This window comes from Brevundimonas sp. (assembly GCF_036676055.1).
Classification (GTDB): domain Bacteria; phylum Pseudomonadota; class Alphaproteobacteria; order Caulobacterales; family Caulobacteraceae; genus Brevundimonas.
In genome coordinates this window covers 24,793-44,093 of sequence record NZ_JAKFDS010000040.1, presented here as the reverse complement: position 1 = coordinate 44,093, position 19,301 = coordinate 24,793, and the positions used below count along the sequence as shown (strand labels likewise).

The following is a 19,301-nucleotide window of genomic DNA, read 5'->3' as shown; positions in this document are numbered from 1 at the left end:
CGGGAAACGACAGGCGGCTCGCTTAGCCGTCTTCGGTATAGAACAGCAAGGTGAAGGCGGCGAGCGCCGTCAGCAAGGGCGGCAGCCAGGCCGCGAGCCACGGGGGAATGACCTCGGCCGAGCCGAACGCGGAAGCCGCCTGGTTGACGAAGAAGAAGCCGAAGCCAAGCACCACGGCCGCCAGACTCATGCGCGCCAGATCGCCGAGGCGCATCAGGCGCAGGGAGAAGGCGGCGGCCAGAATCGACATCGCTGCAAACATCAGGGGGGTGGCCAGCAACTGCTGCAGGCGCAGCCGGTAGGCGGTGCTGGAAAACCCGGCCGCCTCGACCCGCGCGATCTGGGCGGGCAGCGACCAGAACGGCGTCGATTGCGGCCGTGCGAACCGCTCGAACGCCTCATCGTCGGCGAGGCTGGAGAGCAGGTCCAGCGTCTCGTAGCGCACTGCGCGCTGGCCGATCTGGGCGCCGACCGCGTCGACCAGACGCCAGCGTCCGGCGCTCAGCGATGCGGAGGCGGCGTCGATCCGTTCACGGAAGGTCCGGTGTCCGTCTCCGTCGTTGGCGTAGATGAAGAAGGTCACTCCCAGAAGGCGGGCGTTGGCCCGGTCCTGGCGTTCGGCGCGGATCACCATCTGCCGTGTGTCGTCGCCTTCGCGGATCCACACCGCCTCGGCCGCATTCGCCGCGCCCGACAGGCGGGTGCGCTCGCGCTGGAACAGACCGTCCGCCGACGCCGCGAGCGGGCCGAGCGCGGTCACCGTTATGGCTCCGAACAGGAAGGCCGCGCCGGCGGCCGGCAGAACGAACCGCCAGGCCGACAGCCCCGCCGCCCGCATGGCGATCAGCTCGCTGCGCCGGTTGAGGCCGACGAAGGCGGCGAGGGTCCCGAACAGGAAGACGAACGGCAGCAACTGGATAATCACCTGGGGCGACTTCAGCAGCATCAGGCCGAGAATGCGCATGCCGGACAGATCGACGTCCGAGCCGACTCCGCGGGAAATTTCCACGAAGTCGATCAGCATGATCAGGGCGGCGATAACGCCCAGGGCGATGGCGAGGGAGCGAGCCTGCTGGACCAGCACATAGCGTTCGATCCGCCCGAGGCGAAGCCAGGCCGCGGTCATGCGAACCTCGCCTTCAGCCGCTCGAGGGCGGGCCACGAACGGCGACGGCGGGGCTTCAGCGCCCGGAACAGCAGGCGCAGGGCGATGGCCGTTCCGGCGACGGGCAGCAGATATTGGAAGACGTTGAGCCAGCCGTTCCAGGCGCTGGCCGCCACCACGCCGTAGCCCACGATGCGGAGGATCAGAAAGGCGCCCGCGACCCGGGCGATACGCAGGCTATAGCCGGTCCTGCTGAACTGCCCGCCAAGGATGGCCGACAGCGCCATGGCCATGGCCAGAAGGGCGTAGAGGGGCGCCGACAGCCGCGAATGCGCCTCGGCCCGCAGTTCGCCCGCGGAACCGACCCGCCCGAGATCCTGCGGCGAAGGGTTGAGGAGCTGGGGCAGATACAGGTCCGAAGGCTTGTAGCGGATCGTGTCGGTCACTTCGGAGTATTGACCCAGCGGCACGTCCTGACGCCCGAACGACAGGTGCTCCAGCACGCCCCGGCTGGAATAGCGCTGCCACGAGCCATCGATCAGGGTCAGGATCGGCTCGCCGTCGATGCGCGAGAAACGGGCCTCGGCTGCATCCCAGGTCGTCACCCGGTCGTCCCCGGCCTGGTAGATGAAGATGTTCTTCAACAGGCCGTTCTGCTCGATCTGCTGCACATAAACCGTCAGCCCCTCCGGCCCCTGGACGAAGCGACCCTCCTCCACCAGCAGGGCGGCGAGGTCGGTGCGCACGGCGAAGGCCTCGGCGCGCGCCTGTCGCTGGGCCCACGGCTGCAGCACGGTGGTGATCACCAGAGTCAGGAGCGCGGCGATCGCGGCGATGCGCACGGCGGGGCGAATCGCCGCCCAACGCGTGACTCCGGAGGCGAACACGGCCGTCAGTTCCTGCTCCCGTTGCAGTCGCGTGAGGGCCATCAGGGCCCCGACAAACAGGCCGATCGGGATGATCACCGCCAGAAGTTGTGGCACTGCGAGGAGCGTCAACTTGACCATGACCCAGACGCTCTGGCCACGCTCGACAATAACCTCAAGTTGATCGAGGCTCTGGCTCAGGATGCCGATTCCGGCCAGCGCGGCGCACGCTCCGACGACCGGGCGGGCAATCTGGCGAAAAAGATAGCCTTGAATCAGCGTCATAAGCGGAGGAAATCGCCCGTTGCAGGCGGCGGCCGGAACGCCTCTAATACACATCCCCGTGCACCGGCGACAGTCGCTGGCGCACGTCCTTGCAAGTACGACCGGGGCGTTCCATCCCGGCAGGAGTAGCCCATGAAGATCGAGTTCGTCGCGTCCGCCAGCGGAGCCGAAGTCCTGGCCCTTTTGGTACATGAGGGACGGGCCCTGCACGGGACGGGCGGAAACCTCGACGCGGCGGCCTCCGGCGCCCTGACCCGGGCCATGAACGCCAGCCGCTTCACCGGCGCTTCGAACAGCACCCTGATCGTCGCGGCTCCGACTGGCGTCGATGTGGGCACGATCGTGCTGACCGGCGCGGGCGAGGCCGCCAGGTTCGACGATCTGGCCATCGAGACGGCGGCCGGCGCCGCCTACCACGCCGTCAAGCTGTCGGGCGCGACCTCGCTGACCATCGACGGCTCGACCCTGTCGGCCGGCCAGGCCGCCCGCGCCGCCTTCGGCGCTCGTCTGGCCGCCTACCGCTTCCTCAAATACCGCACCACGCTGAAGCCCGAGAAGACGCCGTCGATCGAGACGATCAAGGTCGTCGCCGCCGACGTGAAGGGCGCCGAGGCCGCCTGGAAGACGCTGTCGCCCGTGGCCGACGCCGTCGAGTTCTCGCGCGACCTGGTCAGCGAGCCGGCCAACATCCTGTATCCGGAAGAGTTCGCCCGCCGGGTCAAGGCGCTTGAGAAGCTCGGCCTCGAGGTCGAGATCCTTGGCGAGAAGGAGCTCGAGAAGCTCGGCTTCCGCACCCTGCTGGCCGTCGGCCAGGGCAGTGTGCGCGAGAGCAAGGTCGCCATCATGAAGTGGAACGGCGGCAAGAAGGGCGACCAGCCCATCGCCTTCGTCGGCAAGGGCGTCTGCTTCGACACCGGCGGCATTTCGATCAAGCCGGCCGAGGGCATGGAAGAGATGAAGTGGGACATGGGCGGGGCCGCCGCCGTGGCCGGCCTGATGCACGCCCTCGCCGGCCGGAAGGCCGCGGTCAACGCCGTCGGCGTCCTGGGCCTCGTCGAGAACATGCCTGACGGCGCGGCGCAGCGTCCGGGCGACGTGGTCATGTCGCTGTCCGGCCAGTCGGTCGAGGTGCTGAACACGGACGCCGAGGGCCGCCTCGTCCTGGCCGACTGCCTCTGGTACACCCAGGAGCGCTTCAAGCCGAAATTCATGCTGGATCTGGCCACCCTCACGGGCGCCATGATCGTCGCCCTGGGGCTCGAGTACGCCGGTGTGTTCTCGAACTCGGACGAGCTGGCCAACAACTTCCTCGCGGCCGCGCCCAAGGTCGGCGAGAACGCCTGGCGGATGCCCATTCCGGCCGCCTACGAGCGCCACATCGACAGCCCGATCGCCGATGTGAAGAACACCGGCAACGGCCGCGCCGGCGGCTCGATCACCGCCGCCCTGTTCCTGCAGCGCTTCACCAATGGCGTGCCGTGGGCCCACATCGACATCGCGCCGACGGCCTGGGTCAAGGACAGCAAGTCCCCGACCGTGCCGGACGGCGCCGTCGGCTGGGGCGTGCGCACCCTCGATCGCATGGTGGCCGACAGCTACGAGGGCTGAGTAGCCCCTCTCTCCACAGGAAGACGACCGACGGGGCGCAGCTCCGTCGGTCGTTTCAATTGCGGCCCCGCCTGGTGGCGGCGCTGCGATTCCGACCGGGTCGTATGGCCGGGTTCAGCCGCAGCTGGAGCGGACGACGATCAGCCGCAATCCACGCTCCGGATGATGCCCGTCGCTTCGTCGAAGCGGACGTTGAGGCGATCCGGGCGCAGGTCCTTGGTCGTCGGGCAGGTGGTGCAGACGATGCGGACATTGGCGTCCGCCGGGAAGGTGACGGCTCCGACGTGGGACCCGATCAGCGAACGCGCGCCGGCGGCGTCGCAGCGTTGCGGTCCGGCGGGCGGCGACGTCTCGGTCACCGGGGCGCAGGAGGCCAGCACGAGGGCGCCGGCCATGAGGATCAGGGCTCTCATCCGCATTTGACCTCGCGGATCACGCCGCTGGACTGGTCGAAGAGGATGTTCAGACGGTTGGGGTTGTAGTCCATGGTCACCGGACAGGTGGTGCAGGTCACGCGCCAGACCTCGCCGGCGGGCGGTGGCGGCAGTTCCGACCGGTTGCGGCCGATGTAGCGCTGATACTGATCGGCCCGGCATTGCGACGGGCCGTTCCCGGGCGGCATGGGCGCCGGGTCGCTGTCCACGGGCGCACATGCGGCGGCTGTCAGGCCGAAGGCGGCGAGGGTGAGCAATCGGAACTTCATCAGGCGTCTCCTTGGCTTCAGCCGCAACGAACCTGTTCGACGATGTCCGTCTGGTCGTTGAAGAAGATGTTCAGGCGGTGGGGCGAATAGTCCTCGGTCACGGGGCAGGTGGTGCAGGTGACCCGGCGATTGACCACGTCCACCGGAACGGGGATTTCGGTCTTCGGTTTCCCGACCAGCCACTGCATCTCGCCGGCGCGGCAGATGTCCGTCGTCGGATTGACGGGGCGGGTCCCGACCGGCTGGCTCATCTGGGCTTCCTCGACGGCGCGAGGGGCAGGGGCGTCCGAGGCCGGCGTCGAACAGGCGGTGAGCGCAGTGAGCGCGATCAGGCCGCCTTTTCCCAGCGCCCTTCGGGCGACTGCTTCCAGTAGGCGAGGTTGGCGCCGCCGTCCTTCAACGTCTTCCAGCGCACCCGGGCCGCCGCCAGCGCCGCCTCGTCCCTGCCGTCGAAGATGATGAAGCATCGATCGAACCCTTTCGTATCGCCAAGCTGTGCGTCGTCCACGATGAACAGCGCCTGAGCGCCGTTCGGGTTCTCTTCGGTCTGCGTCAGCAGGATGGGCTGGCGCGTCGCCTCGGGCTCCGTGGCGCGGCCGTGGGCGAGGAAACTGTCGTCCCTGTATGTCCACAGGCGTTCATCGATGTCGTCGAGAAGCCGCTCGTCGGCGGCGCGGACCAGCGCCCGCCAGCCCCGCTCGCGCGTTTTCTCCAGCAGGCCGGGCAGCACCTGGTCGAGCGTCGAGCGCTCGAGGTGGTAGAACCAGATTTCCGCGCTATCGCTCATCAGAACCGTGTTGGGGGTCGTTCCGAGGACTATCTCGGCGAGAAGGGCAGGATGGCGACTTCCGGCGTTGTTCGCCAGTCGCGAACCTCAGGGCGTCGACGCGACGCGCCCACGCCCTGCTCGTCAGCGCAGGTCCGTCTGACGCTGCAGTCCGTACAGGGCCTCGTCCATGTCCTCCGCCTTGGCCGCGATGACGGCGCGGGCGTCGGTCAGGGCGCGGTTGTAGAGGATGGGGCCCAGGTCGAGGACTAGGCGGTCGAGGATCAGTTCGGCTTGGAGGGCCCCGATCTCTATGTCCAGTTCATCGGCCAGAACCTGTCGCAGGCTGGCGGCGGCGGCCTGCCGCGCCTCGCGCGAGAGCTCGATCGGCCTGCTCATGCGACCTCCGCCAGCGCTTCCTCGGCCTGCATCCAGGCGGCTTCGGCGGCCTCAAGGTCGGCTTGGGTCTTCGCCCGCGCCCGCGTCAGGCCCTCCAGCGCCTTGGGATTGCTGACGGCGGCGTTGGCGAGGTCGTCGTCGATGCGGGCGACCTCGGCGGTCAGGGCCGCCATCCGCTCCTCGGCCTTCTTGACCGCATGGCGCAAGGTCGAGGGAGAGGGGCCCGATTTCTTGTCGTTCTTCTTCGCAGGCGCGGGGGCAGGCGCGGCCTTGGCCTCGGCCTCCTGCTTGACCTGGCTCGGCTTGACCGCCGCCTGCTTCGCCCGGTCCAGGACGAATTTCGCATAGTCGTCCATGTCGCCGTCATACGGCTTCACCGTGCCGTCGGCGGCCAGCCACAGCCGGTCGGCGACCAGCTCCATCAGCGAGCGGTCGTGGGTGATCAGAATCACGGCCCCTGAGTATTCGTTCAGGGCGTCCAGCAGGGCCCGGCGGCTGTCGATGTCGAGGTGGTTGGTCGGTTCGTCGAGGATCAGGATGTGCGGCGCGTCCATCGCCACCTGGTTCAGCAGCAGGCGCGCGCGTTCGCCGCCGGACAGGGAGGCGACGGTGGTTTCCTGCTTCTCGTAGCCGAGCCCCCACTGCGCCAGCTTCGAGCGGCGGCTGCTCTCGGTTGCGTCCGGCATGGCGCGGCGGATGATCTCCAGCGGGGTGTCGGTCGGGTCCATGGCCTCGATCTGGTGCTGGTGGAACCAGCCCACCCGCATCTTGCGGTCGCGGTGCAGTTCGCCGGTTTCGACGTTCAGCGCACCGGCGATCATCTTGGCGAAGGTCGACTTGCCGGCGCCGTTGACGCCCAGCAGGCCGATGCGGTCGTCGAGGTCCATGCGCAGGTTCAGATTGCGCAGGATCGGCTTGCCCGGCTCATAGCCGACATTGGCCTGCTCCAGACGGATCAGCGGCGGGGCCAGGGGACGGGGCGGCGAGGGCAGGGTGAAGGGGGCGACCCGTTCCTCGATGGTGGTGGCCACCGGCTGCATCTTGGCCAGCCGCTTCATGCGCGACTGGGCCTGGGCGGCCTTGGAGGCCTTGGCCTTGAAGCGGTCGACGAAGGCCTGCAGGTGGGCGCGCTCGGCGTCCTGCTTGGCCTTGGCCGAGAGCTGCAGCCGCGCCTTCTCGGCCCGGGCCTTCTCGAACATGTCGTAGTTGCCCGTGTAGAGCTCCAGCGTCCGGTTCGCGAGGTGCAGGATGTGGGTGCAGCAGTTGTTCAGCAGCTCCCGGTCGTGGCTGATGATCAGGGCGGTGTGCGGGTATTTCTTCAGCCGCGCCTCGAGCCACAGCGCTCCCTCGAGGTCGAGGTAGTTGGTCGGTTCGTCGAGCAGCAGCATGTCCGGCTCGGCGAACAGGGCCGCGGCCAGGGCCACGCGCATGCGCCAGCCGCCCGAGAACTCGGACATCGGGCGCTGCTGGTTCTCCTGATCGAAGCCGAGGCCGACGAGGATTTCAGCGGCGCGGGCGGGGGCGGCGTCGGCGTCGATCTCGATCAGCCGGGTCCAGATCTCGCCCATCTCCTCGGGCTCGGCGGTTTCGAGCCGGGTCAGCAGGTCGTGGCGTTCGACATCCGCCTCGAGGATGGTCTCCAGCACGCTGACAGGCGTGGCCGGGTGCTCCTGATCGACGGAGGCGATGCGGGCGGTCTTCGGCAGGCTGATCTCGTCGCCGCCGGCGGCCAGTTCGCCGAGGATCAGCTTGAACAGGGTCGACTTGCCGATGCCGTTGCGGCCCACGAGGCCGACCTTGGCTCCGGGCGGCAGGCTGACGGAGGCGTCCTCGAGGAATTTGCGGCCCCAGGCGTTGAAGGTCAGGTCGGTGATCTGGAGCATGACGACGTAGCGGATCCGATAGGCGAGGGCGCTCCCGACGGCAGGAAGCGATAGGGGAAAAAAGGGATCGCCCCTCAAGCAGCGCGCGGCCGCGCCGCGAGCGATAGGGACGCCTTGGAAAGGGCGGAGGGCGCGTCTATAAGCCCGCGACCTTCAATCTCCCAACAAGAAGTCACTCCCATGACCGAACGCACCTTCTCGATCATCAAGCCCGACGCCACGCGCCGCAACCTGACCGGCGCCATCAACGCCGTGATCGAGGGCGCCGGCCTGCGCATCGTGGCCCAGCGCCGCGTCAAACTGACCGAGGCCCAGGCGAAGAAATTCTACGAAGTCCACGCCGAGCGTCCGTTCTACGGCGAACTGGTCGGCCAGATGACCGCCGAGCCGGTCGTGGTCCAGGTGCTGGAAGGGGACAACGCCGTGGCCAAGTACCGCGAAGTCATGGGAGCCACCAATCCGGAACAGGCCGCGGAAGGCACCATCCGGAAGCAGTTCGCCCTGTCGATCGGCGAGAACTCGGTGCACGGCTCGGACAGCCTCGAGAATGCGAAGATCGAGATCGCGCAGTTCTTCACGGACGACCAGATCGTCGGCTGATCCGACGGTCCCGCCATTGATATGAACGGCCGGCTCCCTCGCGGGAGCCGGCCGTTTCGCTATGCGCAGGCCAGGTGCGCCGCCTCGACCCGCTTGCGGGCGGTGGCGAAGGTCTTGACGAAACGGACCCGCCGGAGCCGGTCGCGCGGCGTCGCCTGCATCAGCGACTTCAGCACGGGGTGGCTGGCCCCGACGACGATGACCTCGGCGTCGTCGCCCTGCATCCGGCCCAGCAGGTCGGCGAAGGCCAGGGCCCCGGTGGGGTCCAGCATCGGCACCTCCTCCAGCCGCAGGATGTAGGTCCGTCGCCGGGCGCCGATCCGATCCAGCGCATCCTTGATCAGGCTGGCGCTGCCGAAGAACAGCGGGCCGCGGAAGGTCAGCACGCCGACGTCGTCCGGAAGACCCTGGTTGGGGGCGTAGCGGCCTTCGCCATTGTCGGGCCGGTCGCCCTCGATCAGAGGGGCGCGGCCTTCGAGTGTCGCCAGCTCGGACATCCGGTGCATGAAGATAAAGGTCGCCAGGGCCATGCCCACGCCGATGGCCACGGTCAGATCGACCAGGACCGTGAGGGCGAAGGTCGCGAGCAGCACCGCCCGGTCGCCGCTCGAGGTGCGCAGGATCAGGCGGAAGCGGTGGGTCTCGGCCATGTTCATCGCCACGACCACCAGGATGGCCGCCAGCGCCGCCATCGGCACGAACACCATCACCGGCGCCAGCACCAGCATGAAGACCAGCAGGAAGACGGCATGCAGCATCCCGGCCACGGGGGTGCGGGCGCCGGAGCGGATGTTGGTCGCGGTCCGGGCGATGGCGCCGGTCGCCGGCAGGCCTCCGACCGCGGCCGAGGCGATGTTGGCCACGCCCTGCGCGGTCAACTCCATGTTCGAACGGTGCCGGCGGCCGGTCATCTGGTCGGCGACCACGGCCGAGAGCAGGGACTCGACCCCGGCCAGAAGGGCGATGGCGAGGGCGCTGGGGAGCAAGTCCGCCGCCTTGCCCCAGGTCCAGAAGGACAGGTCGGGCGCGGGAATGCGGGCGTTCATGTCGCCGAAGCGCGAGCCGATGGTCTCGACCGGCAGTCCGAGAGCGGCGACGACCACGGCCGCGACGACGGTGGCGACCAGGAAGCCGGGAATGCGGGGGGCGTAGCGTCGCAGCACGAGGATGGCGGCGACACAGGCGGCCGACAGGCCGACCGCCGGCAGGGTGAAGGTGTCCCGTACGGCCCACAGGGCCTGCAGCTTCGGGATGAACTCGGCCGGGACCCCGATCGCCGTGAGGCCCAGTAGATCGGGGATCTGGCTGGCCATGATCACCACCGCGATGCCGCTGGTGAAGCCGGTGGTGACGGGGTCGGGGATGTATTTGATCAGGCTTCCGACCCGGGCGAGCCCCGCCACGACCAGGATGAGGCCCGCCATCAGGGTGGCCATCAGCAGGCCGTCATAGCCGTGCTTGCTGATGACCCCGTAGACGATGACGACGAAGGCGCCGGTGGGGCCGCCGATCTGGAAGCGGCTGCCGCCGAGGGCTGAGATCAGGAAGCCCGCGACCACGGCCGTAACCAAACCCGCTTCCGGCGGTGCGCCCGAGGCGATGGCCAGCGCCATGGCCAGCGGCAGGGCCACGACGGCGACGGTCAGCCCGGCCACGCCGTCGGCGCGGAAGTCGGCGAAGCGGTAACCCTGCCTCAGGACTGTGACGGTCTTGGGCAGAAACAGTTTCCAGTCAGCGCCCATCGCCCGCCGCCTTCCGCTCGACCAGCCGCACCCCGCGTCCCGTCCCCTGGCTCGGAGCGCCGTCGGCGATCATCTCGACTCCGGCCTCGGCCAGGGCCGTCACCACCTTCTCCAGGCTGTCGACCACGGCGCGCACCGAGCCGGGGCAGGCTTCCATTCGCTGCACCGTCTGCGGCGATAACCCGGCCAGCCGGGCCAACTCGCGCTGGTCGATGCCGAGAAGCGCCCGGGCGGCGCGAAGCTGGGGGCCTGAGATCATCGGGAGGTCGCTCGCATGATATATGATATATCATCAAGTGGAGCTGATAGCGCAAGTGTGGCGGATTGGCCTGCGCAGTGCGACGGTCGGAATCCAGGGCTGCGCCCAAGAAAACGGCCCCGGCGGTTCGCCCGCCGGGGCCGTGTCCAGACTGTCCTGCGCGCTCGCTTACCAGATGCGGGCGCGGGCCTCGGGCGCGAGGTACTGTTCGTCGCCCGGCTTGACCCCGAACGCCTCGTACCAGGCGTCGATGTTCCGCACCGTCGCGGCGGCGCGATACTGGGCGGGAGAGTGCGGATCGACGGTGACCTGCTGGCGCAGGGCCTCGTCGCGGATGTTCTCGCGCCAGACCTGGGCCCAGCCGAGGAAGACGCGCTGGTCGCCGGTCAGGCCGTTGATCACCGGCGCCGGCTGCCCGTCGAGGTAGAGGTGGTAGGCGTCCAGCGCCAGCAGCAGGCCGCCGAGGTCGGCGATGTTCTCGCCCATGGTCAGGTCGCCGTTGACGGTCACGCCCTCGAACGGGCTCAGCGACGAGTATTGCGCGCCCAGCACCCGGGCCCGCTCCTCGAACTTGGCCGCGTCCTCGGCCGTCCACCAGTCGCGCAGCACGCCGTCGCCATCGACCTTGCGGCCCTGGTCGTCGAAGCCGTGGGTGATCTCGTGGCCGATGACGCCGCCGATGGCTCCGTAGTTGATCGCGGGATCGGCGTTCGGGTCGAAGAACGGCGCCTGCAGGATGGCGGCCGGGAAGACGATCTCATTGCGCGGCGGGTTGTAGTAGGCGTTCACCGTCTGGGGCGTCATGCCCCACTCCAGCGGGTCGACCGGCCGGTTCAGCTTGCCGAGGTTCCACTCCCATTCGAAAGCCGAGGAGCGCTCGACGTTGCCGTAGAGGTCGCCCGGCTCCAGCCGCAGGCCGTCATAGCTGCGCCACTGCTCGGGATAGCCGATCTTCACCCCGAACCGGCTCATCTTGTAGAGCGCCTGCTGGCGGGTCTCGGGGCTCATCCACTCCAGTCCCTCGATGCGCGCGGTCATGGCCCGGCGCAGGTTGGCGACCAGCGCCTCCATCTGCGCCTTGGACTCGGCGGGGAAGTGACGGGCGACGTATTCCTTGCCCAGCGACTCGCCCAGCGAGCCGTCCACCAGCTGGACGCCCCGCTTCCACCGCGGCCGGTTCTCGGGCTGGCCGTTCAGGACCTTGCCGAAGAAGTCGAAGCGGTTGTCGACGAAGGCCTGCGACAGATAGGGCGACGCCTGGTCGATGACGTGGAAGGCCTGCCACGATTGCAGGGTCTCGATCGGGGTCTCGGCGAAGACGGAGGCCATGCCCGGGAAGGCGGTGTTGTTCATCGCCACCAGCATCGGAGCGCTGTCGAGTCCGGCCCCGCGGGCCCAGGCGGCCCAGTCGAATCCCGGGGCGGCGACGGCCAGCTCGGCCACCGTAGTCGGATTGTACAGCTTCTCCAGCTGACGGCTCTCGACCTGCGTCCAGTGATGTTCGGCGATGCGCGTTTCAAAGGCGACGATGTCGGCGGCGGCCTGTTCCGGGTTGGGCCAGCCGCCCAGTTCCAGCGCCTTGGCGACATAGGCCTGATAGGCCGTCTTCTGTTCCGCGAAATTGGCTTCCAGATAGTAGTCGCGGTTCGGCAGGCCGAGACCGCCCTGGACCACATAGGCGCTGTTCTTGTCCGGCTCCTTGAGGTCTTCGAAAATCGCTCCGCCGAACAGGCTGGAGCCGAAGCCGCGCTGGGTGCGGCCCATCAGTTCGGCGATTTCCTCGCGCGTGTCGGCGGCGCGGACCTCGGCAAGGTCCGCTGCGAGCGGGCTGGCGCCCAGGGCATTGACTGCCGCCTCGTCCATGAAGCTGGCGTAGAAGGCGCCGATGCGGGCGGCTTCAGGGCTGGAGGTCGGGTCGGCCGCGCTCTCCTCGATCAGGGTCTTCAGATTGTCCTGCGAGCGATCGTACAGCATGTCGAACACGCCGAAGGACGTCTTGTCGCCGGGGATCGGCGTGTTGCGCAGATAGGTCCCGTTGGCGAAGCGGTTGAAGTCGGCGCCCGGGGCCACGGTCGCGTCCATGCCGCCGACATCGAAGCCGAACTCGCCGATCTCGGCTTGGTTCGTCGACGGGATCTCGACGATCGGAGGGCTGCTCTGGGCCGCGGCGGCGCCGGCGGCGAGCAAGAGAACGGCGCTGGCCGCACAGGCCATGAGGCGAAGCTTGAGCATGGAGGCTCCCAATGAAAATTCGGCGGTAACCTGACTCAGGCGCCGGGCCCTGTCGCGGCGAAACTCGTCAGATTACAAACTTCTCATCTGCGCGCGGCAGAAGTCGGCGAGGGCCTGGCTGTAAAGGCCGTGTTCCGCTGTCAGAACCCGTTGGGCGAGGCTGGCCGGCGTGTCGCCGGGCAGCACCGGAACCCTCGCCTGGGCCAGGATGGGGCCCTCGTCGACGCCCTCGCTGACGAGGTGGACGGTGCACCCCGCCTCGTGGTCGCCGGCCGCCAGCGCCCGGGCGTGGGTGTCCAGACCGGGATATCTGGGCAGCAGGCTGGGGTGGATGTTCAGCATCCGGCCCTCCCACCGCTGCACCAGCCACGGGGTCAGCAGGCGCATGTAGCCGGCGAGGGCGACGACCTCGATCCCGCGCGCCGTCAGCGCCGCGTCGAGGGCGCGCTCGTGCGCCTCGCGGTCCTTGCCGAAATCGCGATGGTCGACCACGGCGACCGGCACGCCTTTTTCCCGCGCCACGGCCAGACCGCCGGCGTCCGGCTTGTTGGACAGGACCAGGGCGACCTCGAACGGGCAGTCGGCGTCACGCGCGGCGTCGACCAGGGCGGCCATGTTGGAGCCGGCGCCGGAGATCAGGACGGCGGCGCGGACGCGGCCGGAACGCGGGTTCGGCATCAGCGGGCGGGCGGGGCCGGGTCGCCGACCGAGACGAACGACCCCGGCGGGCCGGGGAAGACCACCGGGCTCTCGTAGCCGTCCTCGGACACGGCCGAGACGCCGAAGAACCAGTCGTCGATGACCACGCCCGGCAGCACCAGCTCGGTGGCCGAGCCCGCCCAGCGGCTGTGGGTCCACTGGGCCGCCGTGGTGGGCCGCCACCAGACCCGATAGCCGGCCGCGCCGGGAACCGCCTGCCACTTCAGGGTCGTGTCCGGCTTGACCGCCCCTTCGATGGTCACGCCCAGCGGCGTGGCCGGCGCGTTGGCCAGTGCGGCCATGGCGACGACGTTCAGACGCGCGACCTGTCCGAGATAGTCGAAATCGACGCCATCGATCGTGTCGCCGTAGTGGACGCCGCCCTCGACGCGCAGATCCTGGTGCTGGCGATCGTAGTTTTCGGCCCCTTCGCTGATGCGGACGGCGGGGAAGCCATGGCGCAGCATCTCGACCTGGTCGCCGCCGCGGCCGTAGCGGTCGGTGCGATAGATCATGTCGACGTCGAAATTGGTGATGTAGCGGTCGGCGAGGGCGTCGACGAACCGCGCCAGGTTGCGGGACGAGGAATCGACCTCGCCGCCATTGTAGCGCCGGCGCTCGGCCTGGGCGGCGGTCTCGACGGTCTTGGTGCCTTCCGAGAAGACCCGCACCCGGGTGGTGTCGCGCACGCCGGACTGGCCCTCGGAATTGCCCACGATGTCGTTGTTCAGATTGGCCTCGACCCGCCAGCCCTGGGCCTGGGCGTAGTCGGCCAGGATCTTGCCGCCGAGCAGGCCCTGTTCCTCGCCCGACAGCACGGCGTAGACGAGGGTGGCGTCGAAGCGGTGCTTCGACAGCACGCGGGCGGCCTCCAGCACGGCGGCCACGCCCGAGGCGTCGTCATTGGCGCCGGGCGCATCGTCGGTGAAATTCATCACGTCCGTGACGCGCGAGTCGATGTGGCCCGAGATGATGATGACCCGGTTCGGATCACCCGCCCCGCGCTGGATGGCGACGACGTCGACCACCTCTGTCGGGGTCGGGATGCGGGCGTTGGTCACGGTGTCCGAGGGAGTGACGATGGTCAGGCAGCCGCCGCAGCCCCGGCCGATGGCCTCGAACTCACGCTGGGCCCAGCGCCGCGCAGCCCCGATTCCACGGGTGTCAGAGGCGGTTTCGGACATCGTGTGACGGGTGCCGAAGCTCACCATGGCCTCGATATCGGCGCGCATCCGTTCTGGGCGGACCTCGCCCGCGAGCTGGTGGAGCAGGGCGTGTTCGGAAGGCGCGGGCGTCTGGGCCGCCGCCGGTCCCGAAATCAGCATCAGCCCGGCCAGGGCGATCGACAGCGCGCGCATCGGCGACCTCATGGGTGTGGAAGGCGCGGACCTTGCCGGGGCGGAGGGCGCCGGTCAATGCGGCGGCTTGCGCTCTCGGCCTTCCTCCCGGACAGTGAGCGCAGGAGGTCCCCATGTACGCCCTGATCCTCGCCGCGGCCCTGGCCGCCGCTCCCCAGACCGCCGGCCAGACGACACGCGACATCGTCGTGGGCGTCTGTCTGCCTTTCGCCGATACCGGCGAGGCCTCCGCGGACAATATCGCCCTGGCGGGACTGTCGCCGCGGCCGGGCGGCGACGGGCCGCAGGACCTGCAAACGTCCAACGGGCATCATCTGGTCAAACTGACCGTCAGCGGCGACGCCGGGGAAGGCACCCTGCGGCGGGTTTGCGAGGTTCAGGCGCGCTCGGGCGGCTTCGCCCAGGCCCGCGACGCCGTGGCCGGGCCCCTGCAGCGCGCCGGCTTCGCGCCGGCGCCGGACGAGCCCGAGGACTGGCCGGTCTGGACCCGTGATGGCCTGACGGCCACGGTCCACCAGAACCCGGGCCGCGCGACCATCGTCCGCGTCAGCTATTCGATCCTCGACGACGAGGCGAGCTAGTCCGCCGCCAGCTGGCCGCAGACGAAGGCGACCTCGCCGGCGTTGAGCAGGGCCGCCAGAACCGGCTCGGCGTTCTCCGGCGCGACCACCAGGATGAAGCCGACGCCGCAGTTGAAGGTCCGCCGCATCTCGTGATCCGAGATGCCGCCGGTCTCGCCCAGCCACTGGAACACGTGGGGCAGGGGGATGGCGTCCCAGTCGAACGCCGCGTGCAGGCCTTCCGCGATGCAACGCGGCGGGTTCTCGATCAGGCCGCCGCCGGTGATGTGGGCCGCGCCCTTGATCAGTCCGGCCTTCATCAGCGGCAGCACCGGCTTCACATAGATGCGGGTCGGCTCCATTAGGGCCTGGGCCAGGGTGCGGTCCCTGGCGAAGGGGGCGTCGTCGCCCCACGACAGGCCCGATTTCTCGACCACCTTGCGGATCAGGGAGTAGCCGTTCGAATGCGGGCCGGACGAGGCCAGGCCGATTATGACGTCGCCCTCGGCCTGGCGGTCCAGATACGGCAGGGCATGACCGCGCTCGACCGCCCCGAGCGAGAAGCCGGCGAGGTCGTAGTCGCCGCCCGCGTACATGCCCGGCATTTCGGCCGTCTCGCCGCCGACGAGGGCGCAGCCGGCCTGGCGGCAGCCCTCGGCGATCCCGGCCACGACCCGCTTCGCCGCGTCGATCTCCAGCTTGCCGGTGGCGTAGTAGTCGAGGAACAGCAGGGGCTCGGCGCCCTGGGCCAGCAGGTCGTTGACGCACATGGCGACCAGGTCGATGCCGACGCCGTCATGCCGTCCGGTCTCGATGGCGATCTTCAGCTTGGTGCCGACGCCGTCCGTCGTGGCGACGATCAGCGGGTCCTCGAAACCTGCGGCCTTGAGGTCGAACAGGGCTCCGAATCCCCCCAGCGAGGCCTCCGCGCCGGGCCGGCGGGTGGATTTGGCCAGCGGTTTGATGGCGTCGACCAGCATCTCGCCGGCGTCGATATCCACCCCCGCGTCGGCGTAGGTCAGGCCGTTGCGCGGGCTTTCTGGGGTGTCGCTCATCGGTCACGGGCCTGAATCAGTGGGCGGATTTGTGCGGCGGCTCTTGCCACAACCGCATTGCGCGGGGCTATAGCATCCGAATGACGCCGATCACCACCACCGAGGCGCTGCGCGACTTCTGCTCACGTCTGGCCGCCGCCCCCTTCATCACCGTCGACACCGAGTTCATGCGGGAGACGACCTACTGGCCGCGCCTGTGCCTGATCCAGGCCGCCTCGGCCACGGACGCCGCCATCATCGATCCGATGGCCGAGGGGCTCGACCTGTCGCCCTTCCTTGACCTCTTGCGGGACGAATCGATCCTGAAGGTTTTCCACGCCGCCCGTCAGGACGTGGAGATTTTCGTCAAACTGGGCGCCATGCCGAGGCCGATGTTCGACACCCAGGTCGCCGCCATGGCCGCCGGCTTCGGCGATCAGGTCTCATATGAGGCGCTGGTGCGCCAGATGTTGCGCCAGGAGGTCGACAAGGGCAGCCGCTTCACCGACTGGGGCCGCCGCCCGCTGTCGGACGCCCAGCTGGTTTACGCTCTCGGCGACGTCACCCATCTGGCGGCCCTCTATCCGAAGCTGCGCGACCGGCTGCAGAAGGAAGGCCGCCTCGACTGGGTCATGGCCGAGATGGAGGATCTGACCGATCCGGCCCTCTACGACACCGACCCGGAAAAGGCCTGGAAGCGTCTGAAACCCAAGAAATACTCCGCCAAATACCTGGCCGCCTTCGTGGCCACGGCGGTGTGGCGCGAGCGGGCGGCGCAGGAGCGCGACCAGCCGCGCGGCCGCATCCTCAAGGACGAGGCCATCGACGAGATCGCGGCCCAGGGCCCGACCGATCCGGACGCCTTCAACCGCCTGCGTTCGGTGCCCAAGGGCTTCGGAGCCTCGCGCCTCGGCGTCGAACTCACCGCCGAGCTCAACCGCGTACTGGCCGATCCCGAGGCTCACGCGCCCAAGCTGGAACGCCCCTCCCACAACCAGCCGGCGCCGCCGTCGGTGGTCGAACTGCTCAAGGTGCTGCTCAAGGCCAAGAGCGACAACGCCGGCGTGGCCACCAAGCTGCTGGCCAATGTCGCCGATCTCGAGAAGATCGCGCTCAGCGACGACGCGGACGTCGACGCTCTGAAGGGCTGGCGCCGCCAACTGTTCGGCGAGGACGCCCTCAAGCTCAAGCGCGGCGAGATCGCCCTGGTCCTGAACGGACCCCGGGTCGAGGTCGTGGAGATCGAATAGAAAAAGGGCCGCTCGAACGAGCGGCCCTTTCGATATCTAGTTCACAGTCGCCTTGACGATCTTGCCCGGATTGCGGGGCGGTTCGCCCTTGGGCAAGGCGTCGACATTGTCCATCCCTTCGATCACCTCGCCCCAGACGGTGTATTGGCCGTCGAGGAAGGAGGCGTCGTCCAGGCAGATGAAGAACTGGCTGTTGGCGCTGTTGGGGTCCGAGGTGCGGGCCATGGAGCAGACGCCGCGGGCGTGGCGCTCTTTCGAGAACTCGGCCTTCAGGTTCGGCTTCGACGAGCCCGAGGTGCCGGTGCCGGTCGGGTCGCCGCCCTGGGCCATGAAGCCGGCGATGACGCGGTGGAACACCACGCCGTCGTAGAAGCCTTCGTTGGCCAGCTCGGTGATGCGGGCCACGTGGCCCGGCGCCAGGTCCGGGCGCAGCTTGATGACGACGTCGCGGGCTTCGCCGTCGCCGGTGTCGAGAGTGAAGGTCAGGGTTTCGGCCATCGGGGGCTGCTCCTTGTGAATTGTCGCGGGTGCATAGCCCGCAAACCCGCCGGGGGCTATGTGGATGCAATGACTGACGAAGAAAAGCCGGCAGAGCGCAGACGGATGGTGCGCCCGCCCTCGGGCGGAACCGCCGCCGGGCGCGGCATGGGCACGAAGATGAAGACGGCGGACACCAAGTCGATGTCCAGCCAGCAGTGGATCAAGCGCCAGCTGTCCGACAAATGGTCCGAACGCGCCCGGGCCGAAGGCTGGCGCAGCCGCGCGGCTTTCAAGCTGCTGGAGATCGACGAGCGGTTCCACCTGATCAAACAGGGCAGCCGGGTCATCGACCTCGGCGCGGCGCCCGGCGGCTGGATCCAGGTGGCGCTGAAGCGCGGCGCGACCTCGGTGGTCGGCGTCGACCTGCTGCCGATCGAACCGATCCCGGGCGCGACCCTGATCCAGGCCGACTTCACCCATCCGGGCGTCGACCAGCAGTTGATGGACCTGCTGGGGGGGCCGCCCGATCTGGTGCTGTCCGACATGGCTCACAACACGGTCGGGCACCGCCAGACCGATCACCTGAAGATCATCGCCCTGATCGAGATCGCCGCCGACTTCGCCATCCGCACGCTGCGGCCGGGCGGGCATTTCGTCTCGAAGAATTTCCAGGGCGGCGACGCCGGAGGCGTGCTGGCGCGGCTGCGCTCCGAGTTCGAGACGGTGAAATACGTCAAACCGGCGTCGAGCCGGAAGGACAGCGCCGAGGTGTTCCTCGTGGCGATGAACAAGCGCTAGGCCGAGGCCAGCTCCGCCGCCCGTTTCGCCTTGCGGGCCTCGAACCGCGTCCACATCCGGTCATGGACGGTGAAGAACACCGTCTGCACCAGCGGCTCGATGATGCCGATGGCGAGGGCGGTGCGCCAGTTCTGGGTCAGGGCGAAGGCCACGGTCACCGCGACCACGAAATGCATCACCCCGTAGGTCAGGGACTTGACCGCGACCTGCCCCAGCGAGCGTGGCAGGGCGTGGCTGTGGCCGTCATGACCATGGGCCCGTGTCTGCTCCTCCGGGACCATGATCTGCAGGCGGGCGGTGAAGGCCTCGGACGCCTCCTCGAGGTTCGACAGCATCCGCCGCCGCTCGATCCGGTGCCAGATGCGGTCGTGGATCGAATAGGCGATGGTCTGGAAGAAGGGCTCGACCACGCCCACGGCCAGCGCCAGCCGCCAGTCGCGCGTGATGGCGAAGGCGACGAGGATCGCCACCACCAGGTGCATCACGCCATAGCTCGCGATCTTGAGCGCGAGGCGGCGGGCGGTGCTGATCAACAGTCGAACCATGCATCTCCAGATGTGGGGCCGGCGCCGCAGCCCGCAAGACAATTGTTCTTATCGTCATCATAGGGGCGAGCGGGCCTTGCGGTTCCCGGCCTTCCACCGCTATACGCGGCCCGCAAAACGGAGACTCCT

21 protein-coding genes are annotated in these 19,301 nt (G+C 68.8%); 5 read left to right on the top strand and 16 right to left on the bottom strand.

The window, feature by feature from the left end; genetic code table 11:
• Positions 1–22 precede the first annotated feature (22 nt).
• Together V6M45_RS06880 and V6M45_RS06875 are read right to left on the bottom strand one after the other, a co-directional pair.
• Complete coding sequence (locus V6M45_RS06880; protein ID WP_332654928.1) at positions 23–1,126, bottom strand: LptF/LptG family permease; 1,104 nt, start codon at positions 1,124–1,126, stop codon at positions 23–25.
• Entirely contained in the window at positions 1,123–2,256 is a 1,134-nt protein-coding gene (locus V6M45_RS06875) for an LptF/LptG family permease (protein WP_332654927.1), read from the bottom strand. The genes V6M45_RS06880 and V6M45_RS06875 overlap by 4 nt, the downstream gene beginning before the upstream one ends.
• A gap of 132 nt (positions 2,257–2,388) precedes the next feature.
• Between V6M45_RS06875 and V6M45_RS06870 the strand changes: the two genes are divergently transcribed.
• Complete coding sequence (locus tag V6M45_RS06870; protein ID WP_332654926.1) at positions 2,389–3,864, top strand: leucyl aminopeptidase; 1,476 nt, start codon at positions 2,389–2,391, stop codon at positions 3,862–3,864.
• A gap of 140 nt (positions 3,865–4,004) precedes the next feature.
• On the opposite strand, the gene V6M45_RS06865 is transcribed toward V6M45_RS06870, so the two are convergent.
• From V6M45_RS06865 to V6M45_RS06840, 6 genes are all read right to left on the bottom strand, one after another.
• Positions 4,005–4,283: a peptidase inhibitor I78 gene (locus tag V6M45_RS06865; RefSeq protein WP_332654925.1), complete on the bottom strand. Its 279-nt coding sequence runs from the start codon at positions 4,281–4,283 to the stop codon at positions 4,005–4,007.
• The gene (locus tag V6M45_RS06860; protein ID WP_332654923.1) at positions 4,274–4,567 is read right to left on the bottom strand and encodes a hemolysin; all 294 of its coding nucleotides are present in this window, start codon (positions 4,565–4,567) and stop codon (positions 4,274–4,276) included. Before V6M45_RS06860 ends, V6M45_RS06865 begins: the two co-directional genes overlap by 10 nt.
• Positions 4,568–4,584: 17 nt before the next feature.
• A complete protein-coding gene (locus V6M45_RS06855) occupies positions 4,585–4,818 on the bottom strand; it encodes a hypothetical protein (protein ID WP_332654922.1) in 234 nt (77 codons plus the stop codon).
• 77 nt (positions 4,819–4,895) lie between these two features.
• Entirely contained in the window at positions 4,896–5,354 is a 459-nt protein-coding gene (locus tag V6M45_RS06850; protein ID WP_332654921.1) for a DNA polymerase III subunit chi, read from the bottom strand.
• Positions 5,355–5,477: 123 nt separating this feature from the next.
• Positions 5,478–5,732 (bottom strand): DUF2164 domain-containing protein, encoded by a 255-nt coding sequence (locus V6M45_RS06845; RefSeq protein WP_332654920.1) that lies wholly within the window; start codon positions 5,730–5,732, stop codon positions 5,478–5,480.
• A complete protein-coding gene (locus V6M45_RS06840; protein WP_332654918.1) occupies positions 5,729–7,615 on the bottom strand; it encodes an ABC-F family ATP-binding cassette domain-containing protein in 1,887 nt (628 codons plus the stop codon). The genes V6M45_RS06845 and V6M45_RS06840 overlap by 4 nt, the downstream gene beginning before the upstream one ends.
• A 180-nt stretch (positions 7,616–7,795) precedes the next feature.
• Here V6M45_RS06840 and ndk point away from each other — a divergent pair, with 180 nt between their 5' ends.
• Positions 7,796–8,215 carry a nucleoside-diphosphate kinase gene (gene ndk, locus V6M45_RS06835; RefSeq protein ID WP_332654915.1) on the top strand — a complete coding sequence of 140 codons (420 nt, stop codon included), beginning with the start codon at positions 7,796–7,798 and terminating at the stop codon, positions 8,213–8,215.
• 59 nt (positions 8,216–8,274) lie between these two features.
• Here the strand turns inward: ndk and V6M45_RS06830 are convergent, their stop codons facing one another.
• The 5 genes from V6M45_RS06830 to V6M45_RS06810 form a co-directional block, all read right to left on the bottom strand.
• A complete protein-coding gene (locus V6M45_RS06830; RefSeq protein WP_332654914.1) occupies positions 8,275–9,957 on the bottom strand; it encodes a SulP family inorganic anion transporter in 1,683 nt (560 codons plus the stop codon).
• Positions 9,947–10,216, bottom strand: a complete 270-nt coding sequence (locus V6M45_RS06825) for a helix-turn-helix domain-containing protein (protein WP_332654913.1) — start codon at positions 10,214–10,216, stop codon at positions 9,947–9,949. Before V6M45_RS06825 ends, V6M45_RS06830 begins: the two co-directional genes overlap by 11 nt.
• A 168-nt stretch (positions 10,217–10,384) precedes the next feature.
• On the bottom strand, positions 10,385–12,448 hold the full coding sequence (locus V6M45_RS06820; RefSeq protein WP_332654911.1) for a M13 family metallopeptidase: 2,064 nt from the start codon (positions 12,446–12,448) through the stop codon (positions 10,385–10,387).
• Between the two features lie 72 nt (positions 12,449–12,520).
• Positions 12,521–13,126 (bottom strand): phosphoribosylglycinamide formyltransferase, encoded by a 606-nt coding sequence (purN, locus tag V6M45_RS06815; RefSeq protein WP_332654909.1) that lies wholly within the window; start codon positions 13,124–13,126, stop codon positions 12,521–12,523.
• Positions 13,126–14,505 carry a M20/M25/M40 family metallo-hydrolase gene (locus tag V6M45_RS06810; RefSeq protein WP_332654906.1) on the bottom strand — a complete coding sequence of 460 codons (1,380 nt, stop codon included), beginning with the start codon at positions 14,503–14,505 and terminating at the stop codon, positions 13,126–13,128. Before V6M45_RS06810 ends, purN begins: the two co-directional genes overlap by 1 nt.
• Positions 14,506–14,618: 113 nt before the next feature.
• Between V6M45_RS06810 and V6M45_RS06805 the strand changes: the two genes are divergently transcribed.
• Entirely contained in the window at positions 14,619–15,086 is a 468-nt protein-coding gene (locus V6M45_RS06805) for a hypothetical protein (RefSeq protein ID WP_332654905.1), read from the top strand.
• On the opposite strand, the gene purM is transcribed toward V6M45_RS06805, so the two are convergent.
• Positions 15,083–16,120: a phosphoribosylformylglycinamidine cyclo-ligase gene (gene purM / locus V6M45_RS06800; RefSeq protein ID WP_332654903.1), complete on the bottom strand. Its 1,038-nt coding sequence runs from the start codon at positions 16,118–16,120 to the stop codon at positions 15,083–15,085. The two genes, V6M45_RS06805 and purM, sit on opposite strands and share 4 nt — an antisense overlap.
• An 80-nt stretch (positions 16,121–16,200) precedes the next feature.
• On the opposite strand from purM, the gene rnd reads away from it, so the two are divergent.
• A complete protein-coding gene (rnd, locus tag V6M45_RS06795) occupies positions 16,201–17,349 on the top strand; it encodes a ribonuclease D (RefSeq protein ID WP_332654901.1) in 1,149 nt (382 codons plus the stop codon).
• Positions 17,350–17,385: 36 nt separating this feature from the next.
• Here the strand turns inward: rnd and V6M45_RS06790 are convergent, their stop codons facing one another.
• Positions 17,386–17,847 carry a peptidylprolyl isomerase gene (locus V6M45_RS06790; RefSeq protein ID WP_332654899.1) on the bottom strand — a complete coding sequence of 154 codons (462 nt, stop codon included), beginning with the start codon at positions 17,845–17,847 and terminating at the stop codon, positions 17,386–17,388.
• Positions 17,848–17,916: 69 nt separating this feature from the next.
• Between V6M45_RS06790 and V6M45_RS06785 the strand changes: the two genes are divergently transcribed.
• Positions 17,917–18,627 carry an RlmE family RNA methyltransferase gene (locus V6M45_RS06785; RefSeq protein WP_332654897.1) on the top strand — a complete coding sequence of 237 codons (711 nt, stop codon included), beginning with the start codon at positions 17,917–17,919 and terminating at the stop codon, positions 18,625–18,627.
• Here the strand turns inward: V6M45_RS06785 and V6M45_RS06780 are convergent.
• Positions 18,624–19,172, bottom strand: coding sequence for a DUF2061 domain-containing protein (locus V6M45_RS06780; protein ID WP_332654895.1), 549 nt, complete (start codon positions 19,170–19,172; stop codon positions 18,624–18,626). The two genes, V6M45_RS06785 and V6M45_RS06780, sit on opposite strands and share 4 nt — an antisense overlap.
• Positions 19,173–19,301 lie beyond the last annotated feature (129 nt).

Coding starts and splice junctions, on each gene's coding strand:
- V6M45_RS06880 (WP_332654928.1), bottom strand. CDS start 1,126: ATGACCGCGGCCTGGCTTCGCCTCGGGCGGATCGAACGCTATGTGCTG.
- V6M45_RS06875 (WP_332654927.1), bottom strand. CDS start 2,256: ATGACGCTGATTCAAGGCTATCTTTTTCGCCAGATTGCCCGCCCGGTC.
- V6M45_RS06870 (WP_332654926.1), top strand. CDS start 2,389: ATGAAGATCGAGTTCGTCGCGTCCGCCAGCGGAGCCGAAGTCCTGGCC.
- V6M45_RS06865 (WP_332654925.1), bottom strand. CDS start 4,283: ATGCGGATGAGAGCCCTGATCCTCATGGCCGGCGCCCTCGTGCTGGCC.
- V6M45_RS06860 (WP_332654923.1), bottom strand. CDS start 4,567: ATGAAGTTCCGATTGCTCACCCTCGCCGCCTTCGGCCTGACAGCCGCC.
- V6M45_RS06855 (WP_332654922.1), bottom strand. CDS start 4,818: ATGAGCCAGCCGGTCGGGACCCGCCCCGTCAATCCGACGACGGACATC.
- V6M45_RS06850 (WP_332654921.1), bottom strand. CDS start 5,354: ATGAGCGATAGCGCGGAAATCTGGTTCTACCACCTCGAGCGCTCGACG.
- V6M45_RS06845 (WP_332654920.1), bottom strand. CDS start 5,732: ATGAGCAGGCCGATCGAGCTCTCGCGCGAGGCGCGGCAGGCCGCCGCC.
- V6M45_RS06840 (WP_332654918.1), bottom strand. CDS start 7,615: ATGCTCCAGATCACCGACCTGACCTTCAACGCCTGGGGCCGCAAATTC.
- ndk (WP_332654915.1), top strand. CDS start 7,796: ATGACCGAACGCACCTTCTCGATCATCAAGCCCGACGCCACGCGCCGC.
- V6M45_RS06830 (WP_332654914.1), bottom strand. CDS start 9,957: ATGGGCGCTGACTGGAAACTGTTTCTGCCCAAGACCGTCACAGTCCTG.
- V6M45_RS06825 (WP_332654913.1), bottom strand. CDS start 10,216: ATGATCTCAGGCCCCCAGCTTCGCGCCGCCCGGGCGCTTCTCGGCATC.
- V6M45_RS06820 (WP_332654911.1), bottom strand. CDS start 12,448: ATGCTCAAGCTTCGCCTCATGGCCTGTGCGGCCAGCGCCGTTCTCTTG.
- purN (WP_332654909.1), bottom strand. CDS start 13,126: ATGCCGAACCCGCGTTCCGGCCGCGTCCGCGCCGCCGTCCTGATCTCC.
- V6M45_RS06810 (WP_332654906.1), bottom strand. CDS start 14,505: ATGCGCGCGCTGTCGATCGCCCTGGCCGGGCTGATGCTGATTTCGGGA.
- V6M45_RS06805 (WP_332654905.1), top strand. CDS start 14,619: ATGTACGCCCTGATCCTCGCCGCGGCCCTGGCCGCCGCTCCCCAGACC.
- purM (WP_332654903.1), bottom strand. CDS start 16,120: ATGAGCGACACCCCAGAAAGCCCGCGCAACGGCCTGACCTACGCCGAC.
- rnd (WP_332654901.1), top strand. CDS start 16,201: ATGACGCCGATCACCACCACCGAGGCGCTGCGCGACTTCTGCTCACGT.
- V6M45_RS06790 (WP_332654899.1), bottom strand. CDS start 17,847: ATGGCCGAAACCCTGACCTTCACTCTCGACACCGGCGACGGCGAAGCC.
- V6M45_RS06785 (WP_332654897.1), top strand. CDS start 17,917: ATGACTGACGAAGAAAAGCCGGCAGAGCGCAGACGGATGGTGCGCCCG.
- V6M45_RS06780 (WP_332654895.1), bottom strand. CDS start 19,172: ATGGTTCGACTGTTGATCAGCACCGCCCGCCGCCTCGCGCTCAAGATC.